Genomic DNA, 11,013 nt, shown 5'->3' with positions numbered 1-11,013 from the left:
AACATATCGACAAGCGCATGCTTAACAAACAATTATGTATGGGCTTTATTGCTCCCTCATTCGATTTCACATGCTACAATCCGCTTCGACGGTGCTAGGTGTTTGCCCTGCAAATGAAACGGGAAAGTCGTGCAAATCGACTGCTGCCCCCGCAACAGTAATTGTTAGTCGCAAATAATTAAACGACAAACAAGAGTCTGGAGACCGGCCTAACGCTTTTTATTTCTAGTTGCACGGTGGGTGCAATACGTAGAGGATGACTATTATGCATATTGAAGTTGGCGTTGTTGAAGGCGCAAAAATGGTATTAAGCTATGGAACAGCAGCGGCTGTTCTTGGATATACCGCATCGCAAGTAATGAATACCGTAAAGCAGCAAGGACTATTTTCTTTAGTCGCGAGAGTATTCTTAGCAAGTATTGCCGTATTGATGTTTTTTGAAGTACTACCACATCATCCAGTGGGCGTATCTGAAGTACACCTTATCCTTGGATCAACCTTATTTCTTTTATTTGGCGCGGTACCTGCCGCCATCGGCTTAGCATTAGGTTTACTCGCACAAGGTATATTTTTTGCTCCTTTCGATATGCCGAACTACACCGTTAATGTCACCACACTGCTAGTGCCATTATTTGCCATGTCGATGATTGCTAAAAAAATTATCCCAAGCAATGTCGCCTACAAAGACTTAGCTTATTCCCAAGTACTTAAATTATCGCTAATGTATCAAGGCGGTATTGTTGCGTGGGTTGTATTTTGGGCGCTTTATGGTCAAGGCTTTGGCGCTGAAAACTTAGTCGCTGTTAGTACGTTTGGCGCTGCATACATGCTAGTCGTGTTAATCGAGCCTATTGTTGACCTTGCAGTGTTGGCTGGCGCAAAAACGATTAATCAACTTAGCAATAGCCGCAGCGTTAATTCACGCTTATACCATTCAGCGTAATTCTTTTATCGTCGCTCTACTTTAAAGTACTCGATATTGTAGCGCGACGATCACCAGACATATCGCTATCAATAAATCTCTCAGGGATTCCTTAATTACCCTTCCTGCAATACAAGCGCTGGCTTTTTCAAGCTACCCGACATCACTAACATACTCAACAACACACCGCCTACCATTAAGAATATTGCCAATATTTCACCCATGCCCGGCAGCCGTTGATCATTCAAATAGCCATAAAACAAACTGGACAAGGTTTCGAATACACATAGCGGCCCGATGATCATGATGGGTATATGCCGTGAGACTTGATTCCACCATACCGTTGCTAACCATGAAACAATAACGCCCAAAAATAAACAAGCAGCTACCAAACTCATGATTGGCGTAGCTAGAGAGGCTCCTACGCGAACAAGTGAGCCTTCCGAAAGTAAAGAAAATACGGTAGCTCCTAATACTGCTTGAAAAAAACATCCAACACCGATAGCGACAGACCAAGTACTTGCAGAAACTTCTGGATTTTCCTTCATAAAACCAGCGTTAGAAAACGCATACCATACCCAAAGTAATAGCGCTGCAATCGCAAAGAAAAAACCCAAATACCAAGAATAATCAGTGGCGGCATGTACACCTTGAGGCACATACGATTGTTTTAACAATACCACGCCTGTCAGCACCATCAAAAAAGGTAATAGCAGTGACTGAAAACCAAAATCCTTATCGTTACTTTTGGCAAAAATGCAACCCGCCAAAATCATCATTAACGGAGTTACACCTTCAACCAACGCGGCTGTTGTGATACCACCATAATGCACACTTAGCGCCATACAAAGGTAATATCCAACATTACCAAGAAAAGCAAAAAGAAAAGCATAACGCCACTGCCTAACCGTTAATTGCCGCAGTTTTTTAAGCGTAAAAAGAGCAAGAAAAAGGGAAACCAAACCATAGACAAGATAGCGTCCCATAGAAATAGCAATGGGATTGATATCGCTTAAATAATGAGGAATTAAAAAAGCCGTTCCCCATAGACAATTAACCACCACACCTAAAAATATATAAAACCAAACTGGCATAAATAATCCCTATGCTGAATATTAATAACTGAACTATTTGTTCAGCTATTAGTAGAATAACCGTCAAAAAAGACCGTTTTATTATTTGGTTTCAACAGCAGAAGACTTATTTAGAAATTTCTAAATGATTGATGTCATCATTAACCGCCGGGGAAAATACCACAGCCATCAACAATACTCTTTATATTCTTATAATAATTTTAATAAAATACGAAAATAAAATGTTATAGTTGAATTTAACGACACAATAATTTTTACATGTTCAATAAAAGTATAGAGAAAAAATGAAAGTCATTTCTATCAATGTAAACGGTATTCGAGCAGCCGCACGTAAAGGCATGTTTGATTGGTTAAAAAAAGTAGATGCAGATGTTATTTGCTTACAAGAATTAAAGGCACAACCCGATCAAATTGAAGATGCGCTCTATCATCCCGAAGGCTATTACAGCTACTTTCATTCTGCTGAAAAAAAGGGCTATAGCGGTGTTGGCATTTATTGTAAAAAACAACCGAAAGCTATTCATTTAGGTTTAGGCTCTATTGATCAACAAAACTGGGAAGATGTTGACCGCGAGGGTCGATATATTCAAGTCGACTTTGATGACGTTAGCGTTGCCTCTCTTTACATGCCTTCTGGATCAGCAAAAGAAGAAAGGCAAGTCTTTAAATATGACATGATGGCACGCTTTGAAAATGTACTTCGCTCAATGCAACGTAAAAAACGTGAATATATTATTTGTGGCGACTGGAATATTGCCCATAAGAAAATTGATATTAAAAATTGGCGAGGCAATCAAAAAAACTCGGGTTTTCTACCTGAAGAACGTGCATGGATGGACTGGCTATTAAACGATACCGACAACCATCGTGAAAAGCCGCTGCAATTCATTGATGCCTTTCGTGAAATTAACAACAATGAACACGAATACACCTGGTGGTCGAATAGAGGCCAAGCATGGCTAAACAATACTGGCTGGCGTATTGATTATCATATTGTTAGTCGAGGTCTAAAAGGTAAAGTCAAAGCCGGATCGGATAACATTTACAAAGAAGTACGATTTTCCGATCATGCACCACTAACAATAGAATATGACATCGACTAAGTAGAGATGTTTTTAATTGAAAATTGAAACATACTAACGACGCTAATGGCGTTATTCGGTTTATTATTTTGTAAGCTCTACATGCGATGAATAAATAGCAATTAAGCGCTGCTTATACAAGCTGCCTAGGGCGCGCTTAAAATTCTTTTTACTGACTTTGAATACAGAAAATATCACCTCAGGTGTACTTTTATCCGACAGCTCAATACGGCCGCCCGCTTGCTGCAAAGCCTTAAGAATGCGCAACTCTAATTGATCTCTCGTCTTCTGATCGAGCGCATTAATCGTTAAATCAATTTTTCCATCCTGACGAATCTGCTTTATCCAACCTTTAGTGCGATGACCAAATGCCAGCGGTTGCGATAAATCACTATGATATAACAAACCTAAGGCTTTACCATTGACCACGGCTTTAAAACCCAAATCAGACTTACCCGCTATCAGTAAATCGACCTGGTCACCAACAGAAAATCCTTCGTGTGTTTCATCGAGGTGATGATGTAACTGTGTACTTGCCACTGTACGACCACTATTATCACGATAAGCATATACTACATAAGATGCGCCTTCGCGTACCGGATATGCCTGCTCGGCATAGGGCAATAATAAATCCTTTGGCAAGCCCCAATCTAAAAAAGCACCTACATCATTAATCGCAACGACACGAAGATAAGCACACTGCCCCAGAGCCACTTTGGGTGTGGCGGCTGTTGCACAAATATCGCCTGTCGCATTTTGATAAACAAAAGCACTGACCTTATCTCCTACAGCAACACCTTCAGGCGCTTCCCGCAAGTACACACTGCCCCACTCTCGCGTGCTAACAAAAATACTAGCCGCCTCTTTTTTATCAACGGTGAGAAGGTGTTGTTGATCTAGCATATGGGATACCTAAAATGCTGATGGATAAAAATTAAAGACAAAAAGGAAGGGAAAAGATAATATCACAAACAACACCAACCTTTATTATTACGACTCAACTCGCTTATGCTTTTTTTCAAGTGCGCGTAAAATGTCTCGCCACGTAAGAATACCAACGACATGTTTTTTACTATCTACGATAGGAATGCAAGAGATTTTTTCGCGGTTAAACACTTCGACCGCATCATAAATACTCGCTTGGGGAGGTAAGATAATCGCTTCTCTTGTCATCACTTGATGCACTTTGATGTCAAGACTCCTTAAGTCTCGGAGCGTTTCTGCAGCCGTGCCTAAATGCGGGCTCAGCGCTTTTAATAAGTCGCGATCAGAGACAACACCTAATAAGCGCTTGTCGTTCACAACTAGCAAATGATGAAAAGACGTATTATCAAAAATATCTTTAACAACCGACAAACTATCATCCATCTCGACGGTAACAACGGTTGATGTCATTAGGCGATCAACAGTGATCCCTTGCTTACTCATCGCTCAGCCTCCTATCAGGCACGCATGTTTCATGGGCGCGGTTAAAGTAAATGATGCTGCCTTAATTGTAGACGATGCATAAACAAACTTACCCATAAATCCACAAGCATCTAGGATAACCGACACAATAAATATTGCCTTTATCTGGACGCGACACTAACACCCCCTTATTATGAGCAACCAGAGGCGCAATATTATGCGTCATATCACTTTTACCACAACAATAACGAGGCAATAATGGGAAAGGTCATTGGCGGTTTACTTGGCTTACTCACCGGCGGGCTTATCGGCGCACTCATTGGTCTATTTTTTGGGCACATGTTCGATCAAGCTAAAAAGCGCTTTATTCACAGTGAATCACCCGAAGCACTGCAAGCAATCCAAACAACGTTTTTCCGCACGACTTTTACGCTTATTGGCTACCTTGCAAAATCTGATGGACGAGTCTCTGAAGAAGAAATCGACCAAACACAGCAATTAATGGGAAAAATGGGCTTAACCGCTGACCATAAGCGCGAAGCCATAAGGCTCTTCAAAATAGGCGCCGCCCCTGATTTTAACCCTGCTGATACCTTGCGCGACTTTCAGGAAGTGTGTGGTCGCAGACCACAACTCACACAAATGCTCATGGTTTACTTGGTCAATACTGCGCTGGCTGATGGTGATTTCGATCCTAAAGAAGAAGCTGCTCTGCGCAATATTGCTGAAGGATTACGCTTTTCTCATGCTGCGTTTGAGCATTTAATACGAATGATTCGAGGGCAAGGTGCCTTTGGCGGCGGGTATCAACAATCAGGGCAAGTCGACACGCAAACTGACATCGATAATGCTTACGACGCCCTAGGGGTTGATAAGCAAGCCAGTAACGCTGAAGTTAAAAAGGCGTATAGAAAGTTAATGAGTGAGTACCATCCTGATAAGCTTATCGGCCAAGGTGTACCCGATGACATGGTCAAGGTAGCTACTGAGCGCTCACAAGAAGTGCAAGCAGCCTATGACCTTATTAAAAAGTCGCGCAAGTAAGCGCTTGTATTATTCGGCCGCTTCACCCACGTCACATTGCAGCAAACCTTGCCTAAAACATTCGCTGTAACGCGTTGCATTTTGTTGGCGCTCTGCTGTGGGCGGGTGTGTAGAGAGATAGTCAACTAACTCGTCGGATACCACTTCTGTATCTTGGTGAGCGCCCTGCTCGACACCTTCTGCCGAATCATCCTCAACACTAGAATGAGAAAATACCTCAGCAACATATTCTTCCATTCGGCCCATAATTTTGGAAAAGGCAATGGGGTCTTTTTGCGCTTTAAGCATTTGCTCAAAAGCATAGGTATCCGCTTCAAGCTCGTGCTCTCTTGAGTAATGGCTACTGACCAGCACGGCACCCAGCCCCAAGCCCAAATCTGCAATACCACTACTATCACCGCTGACCAACATCACCAGCGTGGTCACCAACGTGCCTTGCACTAGCCTTTCTAAGCTATGCCGCTCAACAACATGGCCTATCTCGTGCAGTAAAACCGCATCCACTTCTGTTTGATTATCCGTCAGAGTAACAAATTGATCCGTAAGAATAATATCACCAGAAGGGAGTGCAAAAGCATTAGGAATTTCTTTATCGCCTTGCGTCCAACTACGAAAGTGTAATTGGTAATTAATACTTTGATTTCGTTCATCAAGAGGCACGAGCTCATCATAAAAATGCTGACGAATACTCTTTTTTCTCTCTTCACTTAACTGACTTTCTTCAAACCAATAGTCATCGAGAAAAGTCAGTGTTTGCTTGGCAATTAACTCATTTGTTTTATGCGGCAAAGCATGCGCTATGGTTTCGCTAGCCCAAGGCACACCCCATTTGAAAAATCCAACACCTAAAGCAATAGTAAACACGATAGCAATAATCACTGCTAGCATATGGGTTTCTAAATAATGAATCACACGATTAAGTGGCTGAACATGGCCCAGCGCTTGATCAACAGCATTGTTGTCTGCTGTAGAAAAAATGCCTATATTCGTAAATGTGAGCTTACGTTCGACGTTACCCAAACGGTCGCTCACCGCAATATCATTGATATGGCAACTGAGAACAACTTGCCCAGACACATGCAATTCCACAAGGCTACCACCCGGGAAGTGCAAAATCGCTTCGGTAGACTCTGCACTGCCTAAAGCATACCAGCGACCCACTATCATTGTTGCACTCTCATCTATCAAAATTTATGGGTTATTCTCTGTCAGTGTAAACAAACATTAAATCGCAATACCTACATCAACATCAAAGGCATCACCGACTTGCTCACCAAGCGAGGACTGTTCTTTTTGCTGTTGAGTAATATATTCATCGAAACCACCTTCTGCATCGACAAAGGTATTCTCTAACATCAAACGCGCGATCCTTACTTTTGCCCAGGGCGCTGCCAAACCTGCGGTACAAATAATCAAAAGTAAGTTAGAAATCATAACCCACGCGAGAGACCTAGCACGCAAGGTCGAGGCAAAGGCGATACGCTCATTGAGCAAGGTATTTTCATAAACGTAAGCGCGTTGTCGCGTTTGCATATATGCCATTATGAAGAAAAAAGCAGCAATCATGGTGATGTAGCCGAGGATAATGGCAATAACAACCCCACTACTCGCAAATAGCTGCATCATAATCTCTTCTGGATTATCCATGCTACCGAGCTGAGCTAGATTCTCAAACCCCATGCCAACAGCAGCAACAGCCAACCCTATTAGAAACATAACAACAAAAAACACCAAAATATTTAGACCGAAGGTTTTGAGTGCTATTTTGGCAAACGACCATGTTTTCAGTTCTGTCGAGAACTCCCCCTGCCCATAACGGGAACCATTGATCAGATAACTCGTATTTTTTTTCTGCATTAATGCGAAAAAGTAAAAAGCCAAAGGAATACTCAGTACCGCCGCTACAAATAGTAATATCCCCACATAAGCAGGTACTTCACCACCAGCCGCCTGATACATCGGCAATAAAACCGCTGCCCCAACAGGAAGCGCATAAATACATATGAAGAATAAGAGAGGAAGTAAAAAGAAGTTGATATAAGCAGTACCCAGCTTACCCGCAAAACTAAAGCGTACATTACTAAAACTCGTCATACGCATAGTAAACATCAGGCTTCGCCAAATAATCCAAGGAATCGCTAAAAATAGCACCAACAATAATACTGGCGCACCAAGGGGCACGAGCTGCTCTACGATGATATAGACTAGAAATAAAGCCATCGCAATAAGATAACCAATAAACAACTGTCTACCCGTGGCGTGATAGTCAAAACTTCTATCATTTAGGGAACTATTTCCATAGAAATATCGGTAATTACGGACTTTAGCCCAAGGGTAATATAACCCCAAAGTCACAATGACGAGTAAAATATTAACAATCCAGATTTTAAAATACTCACTTCCGCTACCGTTAAAACTTAATGGTTTCATTATTATTATCTCCCTCTTTTAATATTATTTTTGGCGTAAAACTAATCATCTAGTATTTGGCAAACCCGTTAAAAATGCAAGTGCATGTGTCATAAAGCACAAAAACCAAATGGCAGAACAATACCATCCCCTAACGCTCAATTAGCGAGTATTGCAATTTTCAAATGCACCTAGCTCACACTTTATATATTATGGCGAACCACTAGACACTTATCACACTCTTTTAGCTTAGCTAGGTTGATTTATGGCACTCTCTCATATCATTGCGCATCGGATAACACGCGACAACCCTGATCAACTCTCGTCGATGGATATACGCGATACACCGTGGGACAACAACGGCTATACCGACGAGTGCTTTCGCGAATTGAAACTCACCATGATTAAGCGGTTAGGAAAAGAATACGGTCAATTTTCTACTGATATGGCAGCACACCCATTATCAAGCTGGCTACAAGAGTACCACCGCTCCACAATACCCATAGAACGCTTCACAGAAAAGGCCATGCAGCATTTTAAAACCTTGCTAGATGACACAGTCATTCCTTTAGAGGGTTTTTTAGTTTTTGCTCATGAAAAACTTGCCACAACAGAGCACTTACATATCTTTTTTGTACAGCATGCCACAGGACAATATATAAATGGCGAGCTCACTATCGATACCTCTCGCTATCTCGACATTCAAGGTTTGCGCTTAGCCGCAACTATTAATATAAGCGACTGGCAGAGCGATGATATACACCGCTCGGAAACCTCTTTAACATTACTACGGTGGCGAGGTGAAAAAGACATATCTGACCTGTTTGTTCAGTTCATCGGCTTTGCAGAAAAAATTGATATTGGCGCAGAAACAGATACCTTTTTAGCGACGGTATCCAATTATACTGACACATTACCTGATGACATTGCCCACCAAACCAATAAGCAAGTCGTTGAATACTGCCTTGAACAAAATAAGATGGGCAAGCCCGTGGTTATTGATGAGCTTTCGACACAACTTAAAGAAAACCCGCCACAGCATATAGAAAAGGTCGGCGCGACTGAATCATCAAACACTTCACATACGGATATTTCACTGCCTGAATTTTCTCAGTTCGTCTCCAGCCAACAACCTTCTGCAAAACCCGAGTTAATACCGGATGCCAATAAGTTACGACAATTTGTACGTTTAAGCGGTCGCAACCACCAGCTCAGTATGAGCTTTGCCTCTAGCTGTTTAGGCGATAGTATCGTCTATGACCCCAGCACTGACAGCCTAACCATTAAAGACATACCGGCTCGACTAAAAGCGCGATTGGTGAAACTGTCCCAAGAAGAGCACTAATACGTTGGATATTTATCAGTTAATCGCCACTAGCATTATTGGACTCATTATTTGGCTAATATGGCAACATAACAATATCAGCATAAGCGCGAATAAAGCAGCTAAGCATCGCTGCCAAAAAGAAGACGTTCAACTACTTGACCAAACCGTAGTATTGCGAAAAATACGTATTATAAAATCGAAGCGCTCTTTCATCGCTCTACAGCGAACCTACCAATTTGAATTTTCTTCAGTGGGTGATTATCGCTATAAAGGAACCATAAGAATGCAGGGGCGATATATTGAAAGTATTGAACTGGCGCCATTTAAAGTAACAGCAGGCAAACATTAACTCTGCCATTGTGCCAATGACAAACACAAACCTGAAAAAACGATGTTATCTTCATTGGATACACTTTTAGTTTTAGTCATTAATAAGCGTCGACTGTTTGAGATAGCAAGCCATTCAGGCTTGCTTAACGCTACTGAATGATTACTTAATTCTTGCAGGCCAATATAGGTTAATTCTCCACTCTCTCGATCTTCCGCCCATAAATGAAGTGTGGAATGTTCGGTTTCAACATTTCCGTTAACCCATTGAATAGCTAAACGAGAAGGTGATGTTTCTTGTTTTGCGTATGCGCTAATAACAAACTGCGTTGTCTCTTTTTGAGAACCATGTATTTGCATGGTAGCAAGGTAACTCGCATTTATCATTACGGGGGAAGTTACCTGTGGTGAAGATAACAATAAAAATCCGACCATAAAAATAGAGGCTAATGCGCTACCGCTAGCGATTAGTTTCCAAGTAGTTAATGCACTTTTTACATTCTTCAATAAATTTACCGGATTCTTTTCGCTACTTTTTGCTTCGACGTTATTATTAACGCTATGCCATACGGTATCAAAATCTATTACGCCGAGTTTTTGATTGTTTTTTAGTGATTCATTGAGTGGTTGCTGGAGTTCAACAAATGCGTCTGACCAGCGTGCAATCGCTCTGGATAGTTCCGGCGTCACGCCAGCTAATTGCTCTATTCGTATCCGCACACGCGGTGTGACCAGCCCAGCAACATACTGACCGGCGAGATGATCACATATTTCAGGCTGTCGATATCTTAGTGGTGTAGACATAGTTTCAACTCCTGCAAACCACGACGAATCCATGCCTTAACTGTACCTAATGGAGTCGACAATTGCTGACTGAGTTCCGAATGACTGTAACCATTAATGTAGCTTAACAAGATAGCTTTCTGAGTTGTTGTCGGCAATGTTGACAAACATTGACCTATCCAGTGGGCGTCAATAGCGTTGGTCGCCTCGCTTAATTGATCAAGCAACTCAGGGCTCGCATCTGTTGACTCGTGCTGACGAATAGATAAATGGCGAAGGCGATCGATAGCACGATGTCGTGCAAGCACACATATCCACCCCCAAGCGCTTCCCTTACCGGAATATTTTTGGGCATTTTTCCAGATGCTCACAAACACTTCTTGAAGAACATCTTCCGTTTCGTGACTATCTTTTACAATAGAGACAATCAGCGCAGCGACTTTTTTTGCAGATAACTCATATAAGGTTTTTAGGGCGAGACTGTCTTGCCGCTGAATGCGGAACAACAATGCATCGGTGTCAGCGAACCATTGTTCGTCTAACATAAAAGACTGCCCTTAGATCTCATCGTTATTGATATACCTTATGGCTATTTGCCATTTATTGATATTAGCCACA

12 protein-coding genes and 1 riboswitch are annotated in these 11,013 nt (G+C 41.9%); of the genes, 5 read left to right on the top strand and 7 right to left on the bottom strand.

The window, feature by feature from the left end:
• Positions 1-79: 79 nt before the first annotated feature.
• A riboswitch (cobalamin riboswitch) is annotated at positions 80-227 on the top strand.
• Between the two features lie 38 nt (positions 228-265).
• Entirely contained in the window at positions 266-943 is a 678-nt protein-coding gene (locus tag ACZ5O6_RS00875) for an energy-coupling factor ABC transporter permease (RefSeq protein ID WP_447091997.1), read from the top strand.
• Between the two features lie 95 nt (positions 944-1,038).
• Here ACZ5O6_RS00875 and ACZ5O6_RS00870 read toward each other — a convergent pair whose 3' ends face one another.
• Positions 1,039-2,016 (bottom strand): DMT family transporter, encoded by a 978-nt coding sequence (locus ACZ5O6_RS00870; RefSeq protein ID WP_447091998.1) that lies wholly within the window; start codon positions 2,014-2,016, stop codon positions 1,039-1,041.
• A gap of 284 nt (positions 2,017-2,300) precedes the next feature.
• Between ACZ5O6_RS00870 and ACZ5O6_RS00865 the strand changes: the two genes are divergently transcribed.
• Positions 2,301-3,119, top strand: a complete 819-nt coding sequence (locus ACZ5O6_RS00865; RefSeq protein ID WP_447091999.1) for an exodeoxyribonuclease III — start codon at positions 2,301-2,303, stop codon at positions 3,117-3,119.
• Positions 3,120-3,182: 63 nt separating this feature from the next.
• Here the strand turns inward: ACZ5O6_RS00865 and ACZ5O6_RS00860 are convergent, their stop codons facing one another.
• Entirely contained in the window at positions 3,183-4,001 is an 819-nt protein-coding gene (locus ACZ5O6_RS00860) for a CvfB family protein (RefSeq protein ID WP_447092000.1), read from the bottom strand.
• Positions 4,002-4,088: 87 nt separating this feature from the next.
• A complete protein-coding gene (locus tag ACZ5O6_RS00855; RefSeq protein ID WP_447092001.1) occupies positions 4,089-4,526 on the bottom strand; it encodes a CBS domain-containing protein in 438 nt (145 codons plus the stop codon).
• Between the two features lie 237 nt (positions 4,527-4,763).
• On the opposite strand from ACZ5O6_RS00855, the gene djlA reads away from it, so the two are divergent.
• Entirely contained in the window at positions 4,764-5,549 is a 786-nt protein-coding gene (djlA, locus tag ACZ5O6_RS00850; protein ID WP_447092002.1) for a co-chaperone DjlA, read from the top strand.
• Positions 5,550-5,558: 9 nt separating this feature from the next.
• Here the strand turns inward: djlA and ACZ5O6_RS00845 are convergent, their stop codons facing one another.
• Positions 5,559-6,716 (bottom strand): M48 family metallopeptidase, encoded by a 1,158-nt coding sequence (locus ACZ5O6_RS00845; RefSeq protein WP_447092003.1) that lies wholly within the window; start codon positions 6,714-6,716, stop codon positions 5,559-5,561.
• A gap of 57 nt (positions 6,717-6,773) precedes the next feature.
• Positions 6,774-7,979 carry a YjgN family protein gene (locus ACZ5O6_RS00840; protein ID WP_447092004.1) on the bottom strand — a complete coding sequence of 402 codons (1,206 nt, stop codon included), beginning with the start codon at positions 7,977-7,979 and terminating at the stop codon, positions 6,774-6,776.
• Positions 7,980-8,223: 244 nt separating this feature from the next.
• Between ACZ5O6_RS00840 and ACZ5O6_RS00835 the strand changes: the two genes are divergently transcribed.
• Both ACZ5O6_RS00835 and ACZ5O6_RS00830 read left to right on the top strand, forming a co-directional pair.
• Complete coding sequence (locus ACZ5O6_RS00835) at positions 8,224-9,303, top strand: nucleoid-associated protein (protein ID WP_447092005.1); 1,080 nt, start codon at positions 8,224-8,226, stop codon at positions 9,301-9,303.
• A 4-nt stretch (positions 9,304-9,307) separates the two neighbouring features.
• Complete coding sequence (locus ACZ5O6_RS00830) at positions 9,308-9,634, top strand: DUF3301 domain-containing protein (protein ID WP_447092006.1); 327 nt, start codon at positions 9,308-9,310, stop codon at positions 9,632-9,634.
• Here the strand turns inward: ACZ5O6_RS00830 and ACZ5O6_RS00825 are convergent.
• On the bottom strand, positions 9,631-10,416 hold the full coding sequence (locus ACZ5O6_RS00825; protein ID WP_447092007.1) for a hypothetical protein: 786 nt from the start codon (positions 10,414-10,416) through the stop codon (positions 9,631-9,633). The two genes, ACZ5O6_RS00830 and ACZ5O6_RS00825, sit on opposite strands and share 4 nt — an antisense overlap.
• Entirely contained in the window at positions 10,401-10,940 is a 540-nt protein-coding gene (locus ACZ5O6_RS00820; RefSeq protein WP_447092008.1) for an RNA polymerase sigma factor, read from the bottom strand. Before ACZ5O6_RS00820 ends, ACZ5O6_RS00825 begins: the two co-directional genes overlap by 16 nt.
• Between the last annotated feature and the right edge of the window lie 73 nt (positions 10,941-11,013).

This window comes from Eionea flava (assembly GCF_055393785.1).
Note: the sequence above shows the minus strand (reverse complement) of the source record. Positions and strands in the feature narration are given on the sequence as shown.

Bases quoted from the DNA above. Each gene is read 5' to 3' on its own strand.
- ACZ5O6_RS00875 (WP_447091997.1), top strand. From the start codon at position 266: ATGCATATTGAAGTTGGCGTTGTTGAAGGCGCAAAAATGGTATTAAGC.
- ACZ5O6_RS00870 (WP_447091998.1), bottom strand. From the start codon at position 2,016: ATGCCAGTTTGGTTTTATATATTTTTAGGTGTGGTGGTTAATTGTCTA.
- ACZ5O6_RS00865 (WP_447091999.1), top strand. From the start codon at position 2,301: ATGAAAGTCATTTCTATCAATGTAAACGGTATTCGAGCAGCCGCACGT.
- ACZ5O6_RS00860 (WP_447092000.1), bottom strand. From the start codon at position 4,001: ATGCTAGATCAACAACACCTTCTCACCGTTGATAAAAAAGAGGCGGCT.
- ACZ5O6_RS00855 (WP_447092001.1), bottom strand. From the start codon at position 4,526: ATGAGTAAGCAAGGGATCACTGTTGATCGCCTAATGACATCAACCGTT.
- djlA (WP_447092002.1), top strand. From the start codon at position 4,764: ATGGGAAAGGTCATTGGCGGTTTACTTGGCTTACTCACCGGCGGGCTT.
- ACZ5O6_RS00845 (WP_447092003.1), bottom strand. From the start codon at position 6,716: ATGATAGTGGGTCGCTGGTATGCTTTAGGCAGTGCAGAGTCTACCGAA.
- ACZ5O6_RS00840 (WP_447092004.1), bottom strand. From the start codon at position 7,979: ATGAAACCATTAAGTTTTAACGGTAGCGGAAGTGAGTATTTTAAAATC.
- ACZ5O6_RS00835 (WP_447092005.1), top strand. From the start codon at position 8,224: ATGGCACTCTCTCATATCATTGCGCATCGGATAACACGCGACAACCCT.
- ACZ5O6_RS00825 (WP_447092007.1), bottom strand. From the start codon at position 10,416: ATGTCTACACCACTAAGATATCGACAGCCTGAAATATGTGATCATCTC.
- ACZ5O6_RS00820 (WP_447092008.1), bottom strand. From the start codon at position 10,940: ATGTTAGACGAACAATGGTTCGCTGACACCGATGCATTGTTGTTCCGC.